A 21,537-nucleotide genomic window follows, 5' to 3' on the forward strand; every position below is an offset into this window, starting at 1 on the left:
GCCCCGAAGGCGTGCTGCGTATTCTACTGATTTCCGTTACCGTGTCAAACACTTTTTGCATTTTTTTTTAAATGTTTTCTTTTGCTTATCTACTGTAGTCCATATCGATCGACTCATACCCATATTGGACATTTTTTGCCTTTGCAGATCAGTAAATTCGTTGTGTGCGCTAAAGGAAATCATGCTTTTTACAAACACTATATTATATAGGAGATGGGGTTAATTATTCTTGAAAATGAGGTTTGGTAAATTTTAGTTAGAATAACAAATTAAGAGGGTATTTCTATTTTCTGCGCTCATAGAGGTAAAAAGTCATATCGTATGTATTCTTACCATCATGCTGTCTAAACTGTTTGTCCTGGCAATGCCATATTGATTGGTTAATTTCTGGAAAGAATACATCGGCTTTAAATTGATGATGTATTTGGGTGATATATAAACGTGTAGCTTTATTCATTGTTGCGGAGAATATTTCTGCGCCGCCAATTACCATAATTTCGGGAAATTCTTTCGTTTGCTCTATTGCTTTGTCCAGTGAATCGCAGACCACGACGCCCTCAATTGAAGCGATACTTCGACTAATAACTACATTTAATCTTCCGGGTAATGGTTTTCCTATGGACTCAAACGTTTTTCGTCCCATAATAATAGGCTTACCCATAGTCATTGATTTGAAATATTGCAGATCGGCGGGTAAATGGCAAAGTAATTGGTTATTGAGGCCTAAACCTCCAGCTTCATCAATTGCGGCAATTATACTAATCATGATCCCATCCTGGATAGAGCCATATTTTTGGCCATATTTACAGCAGCTAACATAGAACCTGGATCAAGCAGATTTTTACCTGCCAACTCCACGGCTGTTCCATGATCTACTGAAGTACGAATTATAGGCAATCCCAAGGTTACATTGACTGCATTATGAAAATCAGCATATTTAATTACTGGCAAACCCTGATCATGATACATCGCCACATAAACGTCACATCTACTGGACTGGTTTTTAATAAACATTGTATCAGCAGGCAACGGCCCTTGAACGTTAATGCCTTTATTTTTTAGTAATGACAATGCAGGAGTAATTACTTCAATTTCTTCGCGCCCCAAATATCCGGACTCTCCTGCATGCGGATTTATCCCCGCTACTTTAATATACGGAGTTTTTATATTGAAATCGCGAATCAGGGATTGATGAACTTGCGTAATCACTTTGATGATTAAATCAGAAGTAATTGTTTCAGCTACCTTGCACAAAGGCAGATGGGTAGTAACTAAAGCGACCTTCATCTCGTTACAAGCCAGCATCATAACTACATCATCTACTTTATAGTAGTCTGCAAAATACTCGGTGTGTCCGCTAAACGGAATACCTGCCGCATTAATATTTGCCTTGTGCACTGGGGCGGTAACTAATGCGGAAAATTCACCACGGCCACATAGGATTGCGGCTTTATTGAGTAATTCGATAACATAAGTAGCATTTTGCGGATTGAGATGTCCTGTTTGGACCTCTGTAGGGCATGTGACCGAAAACACGGACAGATGACCCAGTTTAGGTTCTATAGCTTGGCCACTTTGATATGAGTTAAAACAAATATCGAGATTTAATTCTTTTGCCCTCGCCTCCAGGACTGCTTGATCACCTAAAATGACCAAGGGAAAATCATATTCTGCAAGAGCCAGGCATAAATCAGGACCAATCCCTGCCGGCTCTCCACTACTAATTAACAGCGGCTTCACGCCAATTCCTTATCAATAATTTTAACGTAAGCATCGGAACGTATATGCTGTTGCCAATTTTGCACTGCTTCAGCAAATTTGCGTTGTTGTAAGAATTGTCGAACCTGTTGCTTTTTAAAAGCTTCTGAATCATCTTCCTGTTTCCGACCAAGAACCTGAATAATGTGCCAACCAAATTGTGATTTGACAGGAGGGCTAATTTCATTTACCGACAATTTATCCATAGCCTTTTCAAATTCAGGGACTAAAACTCCAGGGGCAACCCAGCCTAAATCGCCACCTTTAACAGCACTTGCCGAATCAAGGGAATATTGTTTTGCCATGAGTGCAAAATCTTTACCCGCTCTTACCTGTTGATAAATATTATTCACCTGTTTCTTTGAATCTTCAGGAAGCAAACTGGGATCGGGTTTTAAGAGAATATGACGCACATGGGTTTTAGTAATCACATGATGCTGCTTTTCCCCGCCAATTGAAACCAGCTTTATTAACTGAAACCCATTGCCTGCCCGTAAAGGACCAACTACCTGCCCTACTTTCATATTTACAACTTCTTTTGCAAACAATTCCGGTAATTGGGCCAAATGACGCTCGCCTAAATCGCCCCCTTCCAAGGCAAATTCCCCACTGGAATTCTCTATAGCCAGACGGCTAAAATCATCGCCTTTCTTTATTTTTACCAATAAAGATTCAGCTTTGTTTTTTGCTTTTTTTACTTGTTCTGATGTAGGTTCTTCATCAAGGGGAATCACAATATTTTGAAGATGATAGGTTAAGGCTGTACGATCGACTATGCCCCCTTCTGTTTTAAGATACTGTTCCACTTGCTCATTGGTAACCATTGCATCTTTTCCCACTGCTTTCTGCTGCAAATGTGAAAGAAGCATCTCTTTACGAATATTTTCTCTATATTCATTCCAACTCATCCCTTGTCTGGCAATTTCTTCGCGCAGCTGGGTCAGGGTAGCGTGATTTACCGCGGCAATTTTTTCAATTGCCTGGTTCAGTTCTGTATCATCCACTGTAAGACTATGTTGCTTTGCCATCTGCAGTTGCACATTGACATCAATTAAGTGTTGAAGTACTTGTTTGCGCAACACCGAATCCGCGGGTACCTGCAATTTTTGCGCGATAATTTGTTTTTTCGTTAACTCAACCTGTTTCTTAAGTTCACTCTCGGTAATCACTCCATTATTAACGACTGCAACTACCTTATCCAATAATTGTTTGGCTTCTGCCACGCTCACCAGAGCAAACATTATGCATACAAGGGCTATTTTTTTATACATGCCTCAATCCTTATTTACTTTTTTCGAGCAATTTAGGTTAATTTTATCCAAAATACAAGCAGCTATGTTTTATTTTTTACCGCTTTTTTGTTTATTGATGAAATGGATCATTGTATCCTGGAATATAAGTATTCAATACACTTCCCGGATCACTATTTGCTACTGATCCTAAGCCTTTTAACAAGATTTGCAAATAAATATTGTTATTATATTGGGGCAAATATTCCTGATTTAAACTTTTGAAGGTTCTTCCACCCATAATTCGTACTGCCCAGCAACAACTATCATATTGCATTCCCAACAAGGACATCATACTGTAGTCTTTACTGATGTTATAACTGTATGCACCCAGTGTACTCCAGCGATCACTTATTGGCCAAGAAACAGAAACTATCCCTTGATGTAACGCATTATCCACACCCTCATTATTCCTTACTTTGGTCACATCACCATTAATTAAATAGCTGTAGCCCACGTTAATAATTGCATTGGATTTGGGTTGATAATGCAAATTCAAGTTACCATTATTTGTTGAGGATGTCGCTGGGTCCCAAACGTAATCGCCCAGGATTTTCAAAAAGGGGTTGAAATGATAAATAGCACGTGAAGCGATAGGTGAAACACCATAGAATGGCGATACCTGTCCAATTTCATAACGACTGCCGACACAATAACCCGTTGGACTACGGCATAGTTGTACTCGTCTGTCTGAAAAATATTTGATTTGTCCAATAGAAAAACTGGCAAGCTCAACCCCGGAGCGTTCAGACAACCACCGTGTTGTCAGTGCATAGGATAATTGATTGGCATCACCAATTCGATCAAACCCGGAAAAACGGTTGGTTCTGAACAATTGATCAAAATTAAAAATCAAATTGGCAGTATCGTAAATAGGCAGTTGATTTTGATTATAAAAGGGTACATATAAATAAAATAAACTAGGTTCTAATGTTTGGGTATAAGATTCTCCCAACCAATTGAAATTGCGATCGAAAAATAAGCCCCCATGGGTACTGAAACGGGGAATAAAGCGATTGTAATCAGTGTGGGTATCATTCCAATTATTCTGCACCTGATAATAATTTTCTACGAACTCTCCCGATGGAGTAATAAACCCCCAACTGCTTCTCTGGGGTAGAGACAGCACTGGATTAAAATGAAATCTAGGGCCCTGGGGCATTTCAACCCCTAAAAATTGTCTTTGTGATGTTGGCCAAAAAAACTGGTCGTATTGGCCTGTAATGTTTAAATTAGCCTGGGCAGGTAAATCATAGTAATAACCGCGCGCATGCAATTGCGGTAATCGTTCATACTGGTCCGCGATAGGTGTCTCATTAATCGGATGCAAGGTTTGGAAACTTTGAACCATGCTTCTAAAAGTCCAGTGATCCGTGGAATAGGTTAGATCAGCTTGGCGTAATAACTGTCTTTGGGTAATCAGGGCCAGATTAGTACTGAAATCCTGAAAATAATAATCATCTGACACCTGCTGGACATTCACATTAAGCCGTAAATTAGGATTAATTTGCGTGGTATCAAGAAAACTCCAAAGCCATCGATTGTTGGATCTGTTTCTAAAGGAAGGGAACTCATCAGCATGGCTGTTCAAGAAATTCCGAAATGCAGCATCATTGGGCAGAAAATTACCCGTGAATCTTCCCATACTGTTTGCAGTTAAATACCGAAACTCTCCGCCTAGCATGACATTTCGTTTGGTATAAATCTGCGGCGTTAAAGTCAAATCATAGTTAGGTGCAATATTCCAGTAATAAGGGATCCCCAGATCAAAACCACCTACATTGGAATAGCCTGTTAAAGGCATTAAAAATCCCGATTTACGCTCCTTAGTGGTAGGGAAACTCAAATAAGGAACATATAAAATTGGCCACTCACGGATACGCAATTTCACATCCCTGGCAACACCTACCTTTTTCTTGTCATCAATAACGATGGATTTAGCCTCTAAACTCCAAGCTTTATCCTGGGGGGCACAAGTGGTATAAGTTGCCTGGCGCAATAAATAATCGGAGTTGGGAAAGCGCTGCATAAGTCGGGCTCTCCCCCATGCCGGTAACAAAGCCGCATGTTTGTTGACATTAAATCGATAAAGTACATCCTCCGTTTTACCTGATTTATCTTGAGGATTAATCGTGGCTTTACGGGCAATCAATAATTTATCGGGCTCCAGGTAATGAACATTACCCAGGAATTCAATTTTTGTAATCTGCTTGCTTTTAGGGTCTCGATAGACATAGGCCGTCTGCGCATTGACCACTCTTTGGCCTTGCTGAATTTCAACATTCCCTGCCAAAGTCGATGGCTTATCTTGATAAAACGACACGCGATCTGCCATGATCTTTATTTCATCTGGTGATGCCAGGGGTGTGACTGTGAGCGGCTGATAGGAACCAAGACAAATAGGGGAGCTTTGATCGGCATGCCACCCCAGGCATTGGGCAAATTTTTCTCTAATGGCATTGGTTAAATCCACATCCCGGGCGATCACACATGCTTGCACAGGCTCATTGATCATAGAAGACGAGTAGGCCAATGCCTGATACATTACCATGAGCACAATGAGCAGTACCGTACACATACTCATCAAGAACCATTTAAATGAAATCTTGTTCACGGGTAATAAAATGCCTTATTATGCATACAAAAATATGTAACTAATTACTTGTTGAGCATCGCATCCGCATTTAGGACCTTAGGGCAGCGATCATATGCCCCCCTCCAAATTTATAAGAGAAGGGCTCTTAGTTATTAAGTTACAACCATAAATAATGATGGGGAAGTATACCATGCATGAACGAGAAAACGCACTGAAAGAATGGTTAATTCATACTCTGAAACAAGATGATTTTCAGTTAGCTCCTTTAGCTGGAGATGCCAGCTTTAGACGATATTTTCGTCTTCAACATAACGGACTTTCCCAAATAGTCATGGATGCTCCTCCAGGAAAAGAAGATCTCAAACCTTTTATCCATATTGCAAGAGTTTTGGAACATTCCGATGTACATACACCTAAAATTCTCGCCATGGATTTAGATAAAGGATTCTTGCTTTTAAGCGATTTGGGTGATGAGCTTCTTTTAAACGCATTGAATCCAGAAACAGTAAATGCCCATTACCAGCATGCGATAAAAACTTTATTTAAAATTCAAAAGTGTTCCATTCATGATCCGCTACTCGCTTCGTTTGATGAAGCTCATATGCTTAAAGAAATGAGTTTGTGCCCTGAATGGTTTTTTAAAGCCTATCTCGATCTGGATCTCGGTCATGAAGAATGCACGCTGATTCAGCAAACCATGGAGGGCATTGCCAAGGAGGTAGCCCAACAGCCCCTTACTTTCATTCATCGAGACTATCACTCGCGCAATCTGATGCTCTTAAAAAATCAGTCAGAAACCGCATTGGGAGTGATTGACTTCCAAGATGCGATGCGTGGCCCCCTCACTTATGATTTGGTTTCCTTACTCAAGGATTGTTATATTAGCTGGCCACGAAGTAAAGTGCTCGAATGGGTCGAATTTTTCTACACCCACAGCCCATTAGCCAGAAATTATTCTTTACCGGAATTTATCCGTGCATTTGATTTATGCGGTTTGCAAAGGCATTTGAAAGTTTTGGGCATATTTTGTCGTTTGCATTTACGGGATCATAAACCAGGGTACCTTAAAGACCTGCCATTAGTATTAAAATACGTGCTTGAATGTACCGAAACCTATGAAGAGTTACATCCATTCTTCCAATTTCTGCAAATGAGAGTTTATTTACCATGAAAACTGCTATGATTTTGGCTGCCGGCAGGGGGGATCGTTTGAAACCTATTACCGAACGCATGCCCAAAGCACTGTGTATTGTTAAAGAGAGACCCTTAATAGAACATCATGTAATCAATTTAGTAAAAGCAGGCTTTCAACGGGTGGTAATTAACCATGCCTATCTGGGGGGACAAATCCGCCAACACTTAGGAAACGGCTCCCGGTGGGGAATAGATATTTGCTATTCACCCGAACCTCCCGGTGGACTGGAAACTGGTGGGGGTATTGTCAATGCACTACCTTTGTTAGGTGTTAACCCTTTTATAACAGTCAATGCAGATATTTATACCGATTTTGATTTTTCTCAATTGCAGCCCGAAAATACCGCTTCCATCCATGTGATCTTAGTGAATAAGAATCCTGCATTAAACCACCATGGGGACTTTGGTTTAATCAATCAAATCCAATTGAGTAACAATAACCCGGAATATACTCTGGCAGGCATCTGCTGCTATAACCCCAAAATATTTACAGACTGCCGACAGGGACGTTATTCAATAGCGCCTTTAATCCGTCATTATGCTGCTCAAAATAAAGCCACTGCCAGTGTTTATAACGGCCTCTGGTATGATATAGGAACGCTGGAAAGACTGCAGGCCGTAAATCAAATTTAAAAGTGTATTTTTGATGAAGGTCCATGCGCATAAAAAAAGGGACTCGTTAGAGTCCCTTTTCTTTGCTATGCCCCATAGCGATTTATCTTAAAAGGTTAGAATTGAGAAGGAGCAGTCGGTGCTTCCGGTTCGACTTTTTCTTCTACTTCCGCAGTCTCAATCACGCGCTCAACAGCTTTTTTAGCAGCGACTTTTTTGGCTTCTTCAAGTCTATGTTCGCCTGGATATTCGCGTTGTCGAGAAACAATTTGAGTTGGAACCTTACTCTCCTCCAGATATTGCTTAAATTCCTGAGCTGAATCTGTTAATAAGTTTTCCACTTCTTCTACAGAAAGTTTGCCTATCTTATTTCCATCGGCATCCGTTTTAAAGAAATAACCATCTTCAGTTGCAACTTGATGTTTGTCCGCTAACCATGCATTAAACAGGCGGTCCAAAGATTCAACTGTTTTCTCTTCCAAGGGTGGAGCTCCTTTTTCTGTTGAAGCATATCCGCGTACAAAATGTCCCTCTTTATTAATAGCAAAGTCGAAACGAATACCTGGATAATTTTTATCCGATAATGCACCAATAGCCTGCTGGGCAATTCCTCGTTGCATGTTTTTAAAGTTAGAGGACTCCGGTGTCTGGCCAGACCAGATTTGTGCATCTTGAGAAAATTTAAACGTAACAAATTGCGCGAATTCATCTACTGCTTTTATTACTTCTTGAGCAGTTTTCATGGCTTCGGGATTTTTATTCAAGTATCTCGATTTTTCTACTATTTGATGAACTCGTTGACTTAAATATTGCGCGGCTTCTGGTGAGTTTTCCGCTATTTTCATGGCTCTTAAAAGATCTTCTCTGACGGGCAATGACTCGTCTTTAGCGCGTAATATTGCAGGTGCATTTGCAGACATAAATTATTCTCACTCGCAAATTTCTATTATAAACTTGACTTTATTATAGCAAATCAATAGTTGTTACAGGTGTACCGATTTTTGCACTCCCCGTTAAAAATTTGTAAAACAGGGAAGCCAAAAGGGCCCGCTTGCAGGCGGGCGCTCAGCTTTAGGAAGAAGCATCCTCATGCATAAATGGTGATTTAATTTCGTCAGTAACTGAATCAAATAAACGCTTCTTCATTGAATCAAAAGTAAACTCATCAACTAAAATCGCATCCCATCGCACGGCTTCCGTAGCAAGTAAGGCATCCATTTCCTGTTGGGTTAATTCATTCTTTTCAACTTTTTCCTTTAATTTATCGCGTAACTGACCAAACTTAATCCGTTTCAAGTCACCGACTTTTTTGAAAAGATCATCGGTTTGAATGATTTGCTGTAAAGCATGTTCTACCCTGTCTATTGGCTGCTTCGGATCACCGCTCAGATATACAATATCCTTCAATCGATTGCGATACTGATTATTCTTACTCATCAAATGTGCCAATTTTTGCTCTAACTTATCGGAGGGGTAACTCATCGTTTGCCCAAAGGGAAATGCCAGCAGACGAGCAAAAAATCCCAAGAACCGGGATGGGAAATTGTAACACAAGGCGATCATGGCTCTTTGAGCGTGATAAAAACAATAGGATACAGCCCATTGAGCATGCAACAGGTCATCAGGATTTTCACCATTCACCTGCACATTACGCAATACCCCCATCGCCATATAGAGATAGGACATTCCATCAGCCAGACGGGCTGACAAGCGTTCTTTACGTTTTAAATCACCACCCAAAACGATTAAAGCCAGATCTGCAAGCCAGGCATAAGCATGGCTTAGACGTGCCAGTCTCTTATATTCACGCTTCATTTTTAGCTTGGGTGCACTGATAAAGATCCCGCCAGTCCAGGCAGAACAAATTGTTTTGGCGAAATTTTGCATGAAGTATTGGATATGTTTCCAGATGACCTCTCTAAATGCGGCTTTATCCTGATTGGAAATTGCATAAAACTCATTTCGGACAAAAGGATGGCAAGCCATCGATCCTTGCCCAAAAATCAACAAGTTTCGTGACATCACATTTGCCCCTTCCACCGTGATGGAAATAGGAACCCCGTTGTAAAAGTTAGTTAAATAGTTTCGTGGACCAACTACCACGGCACGTCCCGCATGCACATCCATGGAGGAATTAACCACTAACCGGGCCAGTTCCGTATTAAAATATTTCGCAATTGCAGAAGCGACTGAGGGTTTTTTATGTTCATTTACAGCAGCTACGGTCAATAATCGATTGGAATTTATCAGATAACTTAAACCTGCTATCTCTGCAAGTTTTTCTTCCACTCCTTCAAATTGACCTATCTCAACATTAAATTGACAACGTATTCGTGCAAAAGCACTGGTTGCGATATAGCAAGAGGAGGAAGTACCGGCTCCAAGTGCAGGTAAAGAAATAGAGCGGCCAATAGATAAACATTCAACCAACATCTGCCATCCAGTCCCTATTCGTTTTTGTCCTCCAATCACCGTAGTTATAGGCACAAAAATATCTTTTCCACGAATAGTACCGTTCATGAAGGGCTGATCCGACGGTAGGTGGCGATTTCCAATTTGCAAATTTTCGGTATCCCGTGGAATTAACACACATGTAATTCCCTCTTCCCCTTCTCCCTTCAATAAACCATCAGGGTCTTTTACATTCACTGCAAGCCCAATTAACGTGGCTACTGGAGCAAGCGTAATCCATCGCTTATCTATGGTAATACTTAATCCGAGCACCATTTTGCCATCGATTTTCTTTTTCATGACGATGGCAGTCGATTGAATAGAGGTCGCATCGCTGCCAGCCCCAGGTTCAGTCAAAGCAAAGCAAGGGATATCAATACCCTTGGCAAGACGGGGTAAATAATGCGCCTTTTGTTCTTCGGTACCATAATAATTAATTAATTCTCCCGGGCCTAAGGAATTAGGTACCATAACCGTTACCGCAGCGACTCCTGAACGAGTGGCTATTTTCATCACCACATCGGAGTGTCCGCGGGCAGAGAATCCTTTACCCCCATATTCTTTGGGTATTACTAAACCAAAAAATCCTTTTTCTTTCATGTAATTCCAGACTGGTTCGGGTAAATCGCGATTTTGGCTAATCTCCCATTCATCAATCATGCTGCATAAAGTCTGGGTTTCATTATCGAGGAATGCTTGTTCTTCTGCAGAAAGCGCGGTAGAGACACTGGCTAGCCGATCCCAATTCGGCTTTCCTATGAAAATATCTTGCTCCAGCCAGGTATCTCCCGCGTTTAATGCTTCTTCTTCAGTTTTCGATAACTTGGGAATTGATTTGCCCGCTTTTTTATAAAGTAAATCTGCAATCGCCGCCCGTAGCGGTTCGAGATAAACTACAAGTAGGGCTGTAATAATTACCAGCCATAAGATAAAACCCATGATCCACGGTAACCCGATGGCAAAAGTCGCGACAATGAGATAAAAGACACTTCCCAATTCCCAAACCAATGGATTCATTGCCCTGTAGAGAACAATCAGGGTAAATATCAGATAGAGTAAAAAAAACAGAATGGCCATAATATCAATACCTTCCCTTGCTTTGCATAATAAAGGTGTAGTATATACTCTTTATTTTACGAGTAGCAATTGAACATGAACCCACGTTTGGTTTGGAATTTCGAATTTAGCTCGAAAACAAATGCGCCTGTGCCCCATTTTACTGAGGAAAATACGGATGATCTGAAATGGGAGATTCGTTATTTTTGGCCAGAGAACGAGATAATAATTCTTAATCCAATAGCCCCTTCATTGCTCGATTTAGCAAATTACAAGCGAAAACATAAAGAAGACTATTATTATTTATTGCCAGAACGTAATTACAACATCAAAAAACGTAACGACCAATTGCTTTATAAACCCTTGCTAAAACAGAATAATCAAGCTGCCGGCTATGGGGCAAAAATAATCCTTACCTCTCCTAACGACCAGTCGCTTCCATCAGACTTACAAAAAATAATACCTCAGATAGAGACAGATGGGGTTGGGGTTTATGTTAAAAAAGAAGCGTTTATTTATAAATTTCCAACGACACCTGCAATAAAAATCGAACTGGCACGTCTTGAAGTCCTCCATAAAGTCTATTTCAGTTTATGCATCGAAGGAAAATCGCATCATTTAGTGGAGACTATTTCCAAACACTTGCTGGATAAACCTGTTTCTTGCGAATATGTTACTTTCCTCAAAAATTTGCTGAAATTATGATAAGAACTCTATTAGACATTATTCTAAGCTTTGGAAAGATCGGCCTCATCTCCCTGGGGGGAGGCAATTCCATGTTAAAACTGCTGGAATATGAATCTGTGGAATATCGGCATTGGATTGGACAGGAAGAATTTATCGCCATGGTAGGCTCCAGTTTCATTTTCCCCGGATTAACCGGGGTTAAGCTTTCAGCGCTTATCGGCTATAAAGCTGCCGGGATCACAGGCTTATTGCTTGCTGTGCTTAGCCTTAATTTACCGGGATTATTAATGGCCATATTGGGATATCAGTGGCTGACGAGCCATAATGGTCCGGTAATGCGCAAAATAATGATTGGCGTTCAATATGGTGCATTGGCACTTTTGGCCGCAGCGAGTTATTCCGTTGCCCAGGGGGTGGTAGATATGTATTTTTCTATCCCTATTGCCCTGTGTTGCTTCATTTTTTTTCTCGCCTTAACTTTTTGGAATGTATCTCCTTTTTATGGGTTTGTTGGATTTATTGTTGTATGTTTTTTTCTGGTTCGTTGAAATAAGTAACATGCATAGCCCAAGAATACTTAACAAGCTATGCCAGGATTCTTAAAATAAATGGAGTTACCCTTGGATACAATGTTGGATAATCCTGAATATTATATTAATCGAGAATTTTCTATTATTGCATTTAATCAGAGGGTTCTTATGCTGGCGAACGACGAGCGTGTTCCTTTGCTGGAAAGAATGCGTTTTCTGAGTATTTGCAGCAGTAATCTCGATGAGTTTTTTGAAATACGTGTCGCGGGTCTTAAGGAAAAGATCGCCATGTCTTCGGGAAAATTAACCATTGACGGATTACGTCCAGAGGAGGCTTTTAGCCAAATCAGTCAAAAAACCCATAAACTCATTGAACAACTTTATTCAATTTTTAACAAGCAACTTCTTCCAGCTTTAGGCAAAGAAAAAATTTTTTTCCTGGACACCGCTCAATGGACAGATGACATCCATTTGTGGGCAAAACACTATTTCAAACATGAAGTTCAACCGGTAATCAGCCCCATAGCCCTCGACTTGGCCCATCCTCTACCCCAACTTATTAATAAAAGCTTGAACTTTATTATTTCATTAAGCGGTAAAGATGCCTTTAACAGAAATATCAATTATGCAGTAGTGCATGCGCCAAGATCGCTCCCCAGAGTTATTCATTTGCCCTCAGAGTTATGTGGAGATGCTCACTATTTTGTGCATCTTTCTTCAATCATTACCACCCACGTAAACAGTTTATTTCCCGGCATGGAAATTAGCGGGTGTTATTCTTTTCGCCTTACACGAAATAGTGATTTGTTTTTGCGGGAAGAGGAAATTGACGATTTGGCAAAAGCCCTGCAACGAGAGATTTTTTCCCGGCATTACGGACATGTGGTTCGCCTGGAAATTGAAAAAAATTGTCCGGAAAAAATTGTTGATTTTTTATTGCAAAAATATCACTTACGCCATGAAGATACTTATTATTGTGATGGACCAGTTAATATTCAACGTCATTTAACTGCCATTAACAGCATTGACCGACCTGATTTGAATTATCCGCCTTTTGCAGCGCAGTACCCCCAGTTTCCCAGAACAGAACGTAACCTGTTTAACGTGCTTGATGAACAAGACATTCTGCTTCATCACCCCTACCAAAGTTTTGAGGTGGTCATTGATTTTGTAAGGCAAGCGGCAAGTGATCCCAATGTCCTGGCAATCAGCCAGACGCTGTATCGGACCCGTTCAGAATCAGTTATGGTTGATGCCTTGGTTGATGCTGCCCATTCCGGTAAGGAAGTTACTGCTGTTATTGAGTTACGTGCCAGGTTTGATGAAGAATCCAATCTTAAATTGGCAAATCGTTTACATGCAGCCGGGATCCTGGTGCTTTACGGGGTAGTGGGATATAAAACTCATGCCAAAATGACCCTCGTTGTACGTAGAGCGCATGGCAAATTGAAGCGTTATGTCCATTTAAGTACTGGTAACTATCATGAATATACAGCAAAACGTTACACTGACCTGGGTTTATTGACTTGTGAACCTACAATTACTTCAGATATTCAAATCATTTTTCAGCAGTTAACAGGCCTGGGTAGGGTAGTTAAACTCAAAGCCATTAGCCATTCGCCTTTTACTCTACAAAAAACGCTGTTGCAATATATAGAACAATGCACCGCAGTGGCTTTAAAAAAGGGAGAATCAGAAATTCTGCTTAAGGTAAATGGATTAGCCGATAAAACCATTATCCAGGCGTTATACAAGGCTTCCCAATCAGGGGTTAAAATCAATTTGCTTGTACGTGGTGTATGTTGTCTGAAACCTGGGATACCCGGTATTTCAGAGAATATCCGGGTTCTTTCCTATATAGGACGTTTTTTAGAACATCATCGAGTATTTTATTTCCGTATTCAGGAAGAAGAATTTTATTTTTGCTCTAGCGCTGATCTGATGGAACGCAATTTGTATCATCGTATTGAAATTATGTTCCCTATTCTTAATGAGGCCTGCAAAAAACGAATTAAACAAGAAATTATCAAAAATTACCTTAAAGACAACAGCAATACTTGGGAAATGCAAAGTGATGGGAGTTACAAGCCTTTAAATCAGGGTAATAATAATGCCCAGGAAAAACTGATTAAACTATACCAGGATGAGGACAATTCGATTTAGGAGGATTGGGTAATTTCTTGCGCTGTCAAAAGCCTAAGCTAGCGAAAACAAGTTAATTGAGGATGCGCCCCCAATTGCAAATGCGCCTCCGTTCCCAAAGGAATAGCATAATTTACCGGACCATGGCCAACTCCTGGAACTCTTAGTACAGGAATGGCACTTTTTTCCGCAAAACGCTGTAAAACAGGTTCTATCAACGAAGATCCATTGGGTTCGCGGCCCTCCAGAAAATCGCCCAACAAAATAGCAGCAGCTTGGGTAAACATACGGGCTTGTGTTAAATGTTCCAGCATTCGATCAACCCGGTAGCCACGCTCCCCAATTTCTTCGAGTAACACAATTTTATTGCGGCCATCCATTTGCCAACAGGTACCAATTCCTGATTGAATAAGAGCTAAATTTCCACCGGTTACTTGGGATTTAATCAATTCCTCATTCTCAGCATGCTTGTTCAGAGGAATTAAATCTTTGAAGTGAGCCGCGGTCCCAGCAAACAAAACCGATTGAACTGAAGCAATCGTCTCTTGGCTAAATTTATCAGGTGCTGCAGCACCATGAATTGTCGGCCATTGCCAATGTTGCTGTAAATAGAGATGAAGGCAGGTGATGTCACTCATACCCACAAATATTTTGACCCTCTCTGGAGCATCAATTGCAGTCAATTGGGGGATTAAACGAGTGGAACCATAGCCTCCTCGCACACAAATCACTGCTTTTGTTTCAGGATTCAGCAAGGCATTTTTCAGATGTTTAAACCTCATCTCATCGGTATTCGCGCAGAGGAGATCGCGGGCAAAAATATCCTCCTGAACCACGCAGATTAATCCCCAGGACTCCAACAATTTTTTTAAATCAAGCAGTTGGCTGTCGGTACTTCGGGATGAAGGGGCGATAATCTCTACAGAATCCCCTGGTCTTAACACCGGTAATTTTTTCATTTTTTATCTCTTAAATTTCGTCCCTTACTGAGGCTAAGAAGCACCCTCTTAGATAAGCAGTGTTTTACTGAGCTTTCCAGGCTCTTCACAAACCAGTCGCGGCAATAAATATCCGGGTAAAAGATTTTGTAATTGCTTGTAAATAGATTGTACTGTATCAAAAGGTAAATCAAAATGGCTTGCCCCTTTTACTTTATCCAATTGATGCAAATAATAAGGCAAGACCCCATAAGCAAATAAAGTGTGGCTTAAATCAGCCAAAATTCGGGCATCGGCATTAATTCCTGCTAACAATACTGCTTGATTCAACAAATAACACCCCACTTGTTGTAACTCATGCAGCACCTCCCGCACTGAGTCATCCAATTCCTGGGTGTGATTGCAATGCAACACTATCACTTTCTTGAAACGGGTATTTTTTAATATTGAAAGTAACCCTTTGTCTATCCGCTCAGGAAAAACAATTGGAATTCGGGTATGAATCCGTAAAGTGTGGAGGTGGGGAATTTCTTCCAATTGGTTTATTAACTCTGTTAAGAGCACATCGGACGCCAACAAAGGATCGCCCCCACTTAAAATAACCTCCGAAATACTGTTGTCCTGAGAAATATATTTACAAATCGCTTGATAGCCATTTCGACCCGGATTATTGTCTTGATAGGGAAAATGCCTGCGAAAACAATAACGACAGTTAACAGCACAAACACCGGTTAAAGTTAATAATACACGGCCATGATATTTATGCAGTAAACCGCGGATTGGAGTATTGTCATGCTCCTCTAATGGATCCACACGATAATCTTTACTTGCCAGCAATTCATCTGCAGTTGCTAAAACCTGCAGCAACAGAGGATCGCGAGGATTTCCTTTTTGCATGCGCTTTGCAAAACCTATAGGCACGCGACTGGGAAATTGCTTTTCAGCATGTAAATTTCCGATAGATAAAGGCAATTCTAAAAAAGTTAATAATTCATTAACTGAGGCAAAACCTTGTGCCAATTTTTTTTGCCAACTTAAAGAGGTATCTCGCATTAATTACACAGACTTGATAAACTGTGCGAACTTTAACTAAAACGAAGCAAAATCTCAACTGTGGAGTACTAATGGCAATATATAGCAACAATGAATTGAAAAACGGCTTGAAAGTAATGGTTGATGACGCCCCATGCACCATCCTTGATTGTGAGTTCGTAAAACCCGGAAAAGGCCAAGCATTTACTCGTATAAAAATTCGTAACTTGAAAACAGGCCGCGTTGTCGAGCGCACACTTAAATCCAATGAGTCATTACCTTCAGCTGATGTTGCCGATATCGAAATGCAATATCTTTATAATGATGGCGAACAATGGCACTTTATGGTTCCTGATAATTTTGAACAATATGCTTTGGGAAAAGAAGTACTTGCTGATGCAGCCCAATGGTTAAAAGAACAGGATATTTGCATTGTGACTCTGTGGAATAATGAACCCATACAAGTTACCCCACCAAACTTTGTCATTTTGGAAATTACCGAAACCGATCCCGGATTAAAAGGCGATACTTCCGGTGGCGGCGGTAAACCTGCAATTTTGGAAACAGGAGCTGTAGTCCGCGTTCCCTTATTCGTACAAACAGGGGAATTGATTAAAGTAGATACGCGTAAAGGGGAATATGTTTCTCGCGCCAAAGAATAATATCGTACTCATTATCTCAGGAAATTACCTGTTTAATCCCAAACCAATAATAAGTGCCAGATCCTCGTAATTCATTACGGGGATCTAGCAATTAAACGAAAGTAACCTATTCGATTAATAAACCTGGTAAGTATTATACATGCCCCAATACCCTACATCTCCCAAGTCGTTATACCCATAATAATAAGCATCACTGTCATTGTAATAATCAACATCCCAGTAAGGGCTGGTATGATATCCAACAGAGACGTACCCGGGAGTATAGGTGGGAGTATTGTTATAGTAGACTCGTTCCGTAACACAGCCCGTTGTCATAAAAACGGAACCAACTATCATTAAAGCAAGAATCAATCTGTTCATAATCCCATCCTAGTTTCGAACTCAACAAATAAAATTAAAAATCACCAATGATGACAATGGTGTCCTCCATGTCAGTAATGAGGTCTGTCCAACAGGACGTATTTTTGTTCCTGCATTGGGTAAAAGATTATTTACTATTAAGGCATCTGACCTTAGAGCTAAATGTTCAAGAGCAGAGAGTAAAGCCGAAGAAGCAGGCATCGCAGCTAAAATAAACGGTCTACTTAAGGCTACAGAATTAATTAGTTTCTTCATAACAGCCCTCCAGACTCTTATTACAAATCTAATTAGATAGCTTAAGTATAATTTATGTTCTAGTTTTAATCAATTTAGATAATTATTGCTCTAGTGGAGATAAGGATACGTATACAGGTAATGGCTCCCCAGATCCTGAGCCTCTTTCGTTTTTCACTCTGGAGGTCTATGCAGAGCTTTAGGCGTCCTACTAAGTACATAGGCTGGCACACCACTCTTCAAACTGACCTCCCAACCTGAAGCTATTAAATGGTTCAGTCGGGAAAAGTCATCACCCATATGTATAAATAATAGACTATCGAAAACCTTGGTGTATATATTTTGCGCAAAATTATCTATTTATTCTCTCTGTGCAAATGATTAGCAGAAGCTTGTACGGTGGGCATAATAGTCATCTCTTCAATATCCACATGTTGGGGACGCGTAATACAATATAGGACCGCATCGGCGATATCTTCTGCCAATAGGGGTTGAAAATCCTGATAAAACTCCTTTGCTTTTTGTTTATCATTCCAGCGCACTTCACTGAATTCTGTTTCTACTGCACCAGGGGCAATTTCAGTAACACGGACAGGCTTACCAAGCATGTCAAGTCTCATTGATTTAGATAGCGCATGAACTGCGTGTTTTGTGGCACAATAAACATTTCCATTAGGGTAACACTCATGTCCTGCTATCGAACTAATATTTACTACATGGCCACAACCTCGCTCTAACATCCCAGGAATTAAAGCACGAGTAACATAAAGCAAGCCTTTGATATTGGTATCAATCATAATATCCCAGTGCGCTTCAATTCCTTGCTGCAAGGGTAGAGTATCCAACGCCAATCCTGCATTATTAATCAGAACATCGATAGATTTCCATGGACTGGGTAAGGAGCCTAAGTGTTTTTTCACTTGTTCATGGTCGCAAACATCCAAGGGCAAAACATAGTGATCTTTTCCATACAGTTGATGCAACTCTTTTGCTAAAGCTTCAAGACGCTCAACACGACGGGCGCAGAGTATTAATCGAGCCCCATGTTTTGCACACAAACGAGCACAAGCCTGACCGATTCCGCTGGATGCCCCGGTGATTAAAATAGTTTTATTCGATAAATCATGCATCTCTAGCCCCCTATTTCACAAAATATATCTGCTTATTACCTAAAAATTTAAAAAAATACAATTTAATAATAAAAATTCTCTGCAAGTGAAGCATAAAATGCATCCGGTGAGCAAACTAGTATTCAAGGAGTATTGACTTGCCGTAACAACTCCATGACCTCTTCGTCGGTAGTTTGGGAAAAATTATTGTACCAGAGTCCTACTGCATAAAAATTAACAGGGCGCATTGGACATATAATCTCATCCACCAGAGATGCGATTTCATCACAAGTGGATTGTGCAGCAACAGGGACTGCAACAATAATTTTTATAGGCTTTTTTTGCTTTAACGCGGCAATTGCTGCCCGCATGGTGTATCCAGTCGCGATGCCATCGTCAACAAGAATAACCGTTTTCCCTGTCAATTCAGGAAAAGGTTTTTGGCCACGATATAGCAGTTCACGTCGTGATAACTCTTCCTGCTCTGATTTTTGAATTCGCTTAATGGCGTCTTTTTGTATATGCAGCATATTGACTATTTCATCATTAAAGACAGTAACCTCTCCAGAAGCAATAGCTCCCATAGCCAACTCTTCATGCCCGGGAACTCCGAGTTTGCGCACGATAAAAATATCCAGCGGCAGGGATAGTTTGTTCGCAATTTCATAGCCCACAGGGACGCCACCACGCGGCAGAGCCAGTATAATTACATCAGTTCGTTTGGCATAATCCTTGAGCGAGTCCGCAAGAACACGGCCTGCTTGATATCGATCATCATAATTCATTGCCCTATGCTCCAAGTAATCCCTTTAATTTGAAGTCTAGCCCATATTTGTTCATGCCAAACGCTGATTATATAAATCCCCGTTTTTTAATGGGGTCTATCTTCCTGTGCTATATTTTAAAGATCAGCTGTTCTCAGGGAGAAAATAGCGATGAATGTAGCGGAAAAGATTCTCAAAGCCCATCTTCTTGAAGGCAAAATGGAACCTGGAGAAGAAATCGCTTTAAAAATTGATCAAACCCTTTGCCAGGACGCCACAGGAACACTGGTCATGCTTGAATTGGAAGCAATAGGACTTGAAAGCACCCAGGCGGAAATCTCTGTTCAGTACGTAGATCACAATCTCATCCAGGAAGATAATAAAAATCCAGATGATCACCTCTTTCTTGCCAGTGCAGCACGGCGTTTTGGTTTTAATTTCAGCCGGCCAGGTAATGGCATCAGCCATGCGGTGCATATGCAAAATTTTGGCAAACCCGGCAAAACATTAACCGGATCCGACAGCCATACCTGCGCTGCTGGCTCTTTAGGAATGATTGCCATCGGCTCGGGCGGCTTGGAAGTTGCGATGGCTATTGCAGGTTATCCTTTGTATATAAAAATGCCTAAAATTATGGGTATTCATTTAAAGGGTGAATTACCTGAATGGGTAAGTGCTAAAGATGTCATATTGGAAATGCTGCGTCGCTATGATGTAAAAGGCGGGGTAGGCTATATTTTTGAATATTATGGTGATGGGTTAAAACACCTGAGCGCGATGGATCGCCACGTCATTGCCAATATGGGCGCGGAATTGGGAGCAACCACCACAGTATTTCCTTCTGACGAAATTACTAAACAATTCCTGCAAAGCCAGGGTCGTGAAAAAGACTGGCTGGAATTAAAAGCAGACAAGAATGCCTCATATGATGAACATGCAGAAATAAATTTATCCACACTGGTACCCCTTATTGCAAAGCCTACCAGTCCTGGCAATGTAGTTCCGGTTGCAGAAATAGCCGGTGAAGAGGTATACCAAACTTACATTGGCTCCTCCGCCAACCCCGGGTATCGTGATTTTGCCATTGCAGCTGAAATAGTAAAAGATCGCACGGTTCATCCCAATGTGTCATTTGACATTAACCCAAGCTCGCGAACGATCCTTGAAGAATTAGTGCGCGATGGCCATTTGGGAAATCTTATTCATGCCGGTGCGCGTATTCATCAGGCAGGTTGCAATGGATGTATTGGAATGGGACAAGCACCGGCGACCGAAAAAAATAGTTTGCGTACCGTACCCAGAAATTTTCCTGGACGTTCGGGAACAAAGGAAGACAAGGTTTTTCTTTGTAGCCCGGAAACTGCAGCAGCATCAGCATTGACTGGAGTTATTACCGATCCCAGATCTTTAAACAGGCCTTATCCCCAAATAAAAACCCCGAAACAAAGAATTACCAATGCGGCATGTTTCGAGCCTCCCTTACCTTTAGAAGAAGCGAAAAAAATACACCTGGTCAAAGGCCCAAACATTGTGAGTTTGCCGAGTTTTGAACCGATGCCGCATTCGTTAAAAATACCGGTATTGCTTAAAGTTGCAGATAATATTTCGACTGACGAAATATCTCCTGCCGGAGCCAAAGTTCTTCCATTCCGCAGCAACATTCCTAAAATTAGCGAGTTTACTTTTGGGCATATCGATGCAGAATATTCAACACGAGCAAAAAAAACCAAGGAAGGCCATGTCATCATTGGTGGAGAAAACTATGGCCAAGGCTCCAGTAGAGAACATGCTGCCTTAGCTCCTCGTTATTTAGGTTTACGCATTGTCATTGCAAAAAGTTTTGCTCGTATTCATTGGCAAAATCTAGTCAATTTCGGTATTTTGCCATTAGAATTTAAAAATCCTGCCGATTACGAGGCAATCGAATTGAATAATGAAGTGGAACTCAAAGACTTGCCTGAAATTTTGCAGAATAAGTCTTTTAAGATACGAATAAATAATAAGGATGTAGAGGTTAAACATGCTTTATCCCAACGCCAAATCGAATTACTGGTTGAGGGCGGATTAATCAATTGGGTGAAGAAAGATTTGAAAAATAAGGGAAAGTAAAGCGTCCATGAGTT

The 21,537-nt window shown here is 40.8% G+C and carries 19 protein-coding genes; 7 read left to right on the forward strand and 12 right to left on the reverse strand.

The window, feature by feature from the left end; genetic code table 11:
- Nucleotides 1-283 precede the first annotated feature (283 nt).
- The 4 genes from KYQ_RS14535 to KYQ_RS14550 all read right to left on the reverse strand — a co-directional run bounded on the left by KYQ_RS14535 (nucleotide 284) and on the right by KYQ_RS14550 (nucleotide 5,631).
- A complete protein-coding gene (locus KYQ_RS14535; RefSeq protein WP_010654849.1) occupies nucleotides 284-766 on the reverse strand; it encodes a dihydrofolate reductase in 483 nt (160 codons plus the stop codon).
- A complete protein-coding gene (gene pdxA, locus KYQ_RS14540; RefSeq protein ID WP_010654850.1) occupies nucleotides 763-1,740 on the reverse strand; it encodes a 4-hydroxythreonine-4-phosphate dehydrogenase PdxA in 978 nt (325 codons plus the stop codon). The genes KYQ_RS14535 and pdxA overlap by 4 nt, the downstream gene beginning before the upstream one ends.
- Complete coding sequence (locus tag KYQ_RS14545; protein ID WP_010654851.1) at nucleotides 1,737-3,029, reverse strand: peptidylprolyl isomerase; 1,293 nt, start codon at nucleotides 3,027-3,029, stop codon at nucleotides 1,737-1,739. The genes pdxA and KYQ_RS14545 overlap by 4 nt, the downstream gene beginning before the upstream one ends.
- Nucleotides 3,030-3,120: 91 nt before the next feature.
- Nucleotides 3,121-5,631 (reverse strand): LPS-assembly protein LptD, encoded by a 2,511-nt coding sequence (locus tag KYQ_RS14550; protein WP_019350211.1) that lies wholly within the window; start codon nucleotides 5,629-5,631, stop codon nucleotides 3,121-3,123.
- A 202-nt stretch (nucleotides 5,632-5,833) separates the two neighbouring features.
- Here KYQ_RS14550 and KYQ_RS14555 point away from each other — a divergent pair, with 202 nt between their 5' ends.
- On the forward strand, nucleotides 5,834-6,814 hold the full coding sequence (locus KYQ_RS14555) for an aminoglycoside phosphotransferase family protein (protein ID WP_010654853.1): 981 nt from the start codon (nucleotides 5,834-5,836) through the stop codon (nucleotides 6,812-6,814).
- The gene (gene murU / locus KYQ_RS14560; protein WP_010654854.1) at nucleotides 6,811-7,470 is read left to right on the forward strand and encodes an N-acetylmuramate alpha-1-phosphate uridylyltransferase MurU; all 660 of its coding nucleotides are present in this window, start codon (nucleotides 6,811-6,813) and stop codon (nucleotides 7,468-7,470) included. Before KYQ_RS14555 ends, murU begins: the two co-directional genes overlap by 4 nt.
- A 95-nt stretch (nucleotides 7,471-7,565) precedes the next feature.
- Here the strand turns inward: murU and KYQ_RS14565 are convergent, their stop codons facing one another.
- Both KYQ_RS14565 and KYQ_RS14570 read right to left on the reverse strand, forming a co-directional pair.
- Entirely contained in the window at nucleotides 7,566-8,369 is an 804-nt protein-coding gene (locus KYQ_RS14565; RefSeq protein ID WP_010654855.1) for a hypothetical protein, read from the reverse strand.
- A gap of 151 nt (nucleotides 8,370-8,520) precedes the next feature.
- Nucleotides 8,521-10,977 carry an acyl-CoA dehydrogenase gene (locus KYQ_RS14570; RefSeq protein ID WP_010654856.1) on the reverse strand — a complete coding sequence of 819 codons (2,457 nt, stop codon included), beginning with the start codon at nucleotides 10,975-10,977 and terminating at the stop codon, nucleotides 8,521-8,523.
- A gap of 75 nt (nucleotides 10,978-11,052) precedes the next feature.
- On the opposite strand from KYQ_RS14570, the gene KYQ_RS14575 reads away from it, so the two are divergent.
- The 3 genes from KYQ_RS14575 to ppk1 all read left to right on the forward strand — a co-directional run bounded on the left by KYQ_RS14575 (nucleotide 11,053) and on the right by ppk1 (nucleotide 14,336).
- Nucleotides 11,053-11,661: a hypothetical protein gene (locus tag KYQ_RS14575; RefSeq protein WP_010654857.1), complete on the forward strand. Its 609-nt coding sequence runs from the start codon at nucleotides 11,053-11,055 to the stop codon at nucleotides 11,659-11,661.
- On the forward strand, nucleotides 11,658-12,191 hold the full coding sequence (locus KYQ_RS14580; protein ID WP_010654858.1) for a chromate transporter: 534 nt from the start codon (nucleotides 11,658-11,660) through the stop codon (nucleotides 12,189-12,191). The genes KYQ_RS14575 and KYQ_RS14580 overlap by 4 nt, the downstream gene beginning before the upstream one ends.
- 72 nt (nucleotides 12,192-12,263) lie before the next feature.
- Complete coding sequence (ppk1, locus tag KYQ_RS14585; protein ID WP_029489067.1) at nucleotides 12,264-14,336, forward strand: polyphosphate kinase 1; 2,073 nt, start codon at nucleotides 12,264-12,266, stop codon at nucleotides 14,334-14,336.
- A gap of 38 nt (nucleotides 14,337-14,374) precedes the next feature.
- Here ppk1 and KYQ_RS14590 read toward each other — a convergent pair whose 3' ends face one another.
- Nucleotides 14,375-15,274 (reverse strand): S66 peptidase family protein, encoded by a 900-nt coding sequence (locus tag KYQ_RS14590; protein ID WP_010654860.1) that lies wholly within the window; start codon nucleotides 15,272-15,274, stop codon nucleotides 14,375-14,377.
- Between the two features lie 48 nt (nucleotides 15,275-15,322).
- Entirely contained in the window at nucleotides 15,323-16,306 is a 984-nt protein-coding gene (gene epmB, locus KYQ_RS14595) for an EF-P beta-lysylation protein EpmB (protein ID WP_010654861.1), read from the reverse strand.
- Between the two features lie 71 nt (nucleotides 16,307-16,377).
- On the opposite strand from epmB, the gene efp reads away from it, so the two are divergent.
- On the forward strand, nucleotides 16,378-16,947 hold the full coding sequence (gene efp / locus KYQ_RS14600; protein WP_010654862.1) for an elongation factor P: 570 nt from the start codon (nucleotides 16,378-16,380) through the stop codon (nucleotides 16,945-16,947).
- 114 nt (nucleotides 16,948-17,061) lie between these two features.
- Here the strand turns inward: efp and KYQ_RS14605 are convergent, their stop codons facing one another.
- From KYQ_RS14605 to KYQ_RS14620, 4 genes are all read right to left on the reverse strand, one after another.
- A complete protein-coding gene (locus KYQ_RS14605; protein ID WP_010654863.1) occupies nucleotides 17,062-17,307 on the reverse strand; it encodes a hypothetical protein in 246 nt (81 codons plus the stop codon).
- A 21-nt stretch (nucleotides 17,308-17,328) separates the two neighbouring features.
- Nucleotides 17,329-17,562 (reverse strand): hypothetical protein, encoded by a 234-nt coding sequence (locus KYQ_RS14610; RefSeq protein ID WP_010654864.1) that lies wholly within the window; start codon nucleotides 17,560-17,562, stop codon nucleotides 17,329-17,331.
- 335 nt (nucleotides 17,563-17,897) lie between these two features.
- Nucleotides 17,898-18,671, reverse strand: coding sequence for an SDR family oxidoreductase (locus KYQ_RS14615; protein WP_010654865.1), 774 nt, complete (start codon nucleotides 18,669-18,671; stop codon nucleotides 17,898-17,900).
- Between the two features lie 122 nt (nucleotides 18,672-18,793).
- Nucleotides 18,794-19,435 carry a phosphoribosyltransferase gene (locus KYQ_RS14620; RefSeq protein WP_010654866.1) on the reverse strand — a complete coding sequence of 214 codons (642 nt, stop codon included), beginning with the start codon at nucleotides 19,433-19,435 and terminating at the stop codon, nucleotides 18,794-18,796.
- 150 nt (nucleotides 19,436-19,585) lie between these two features.
- Between KYQ_RS14620 and KYQ_RS14625 the strand changes: the two genes are divergently transcribed.
- The gene (locus KYQ_RS14625; RefSeq protein WP_010654867.1) at nucleotides 19,586-21,523 is read left to right on the forward strand and encodes an aconitate hydratase; all 1,938 of its coding nucleotides are present in this window, start codon (nucleotides 19,586-19,588) and stop codon (nucleotides 21,521-21,523) included.
- Nucleotides 21,524-21,537: the final 14 nt, after the last annotated feature.

Source organism: Fluoribacter dumoffii NY 23 (genome assembly GCF_000236165.1).
In the GTDB taxonomy this organism is placed as follows: domain Bacteria; phylum Pseudomonadota; class Gammaproteobacteria; order Legionellales; family Legionellaceae; genus Legionella; species Legionella dumoffii.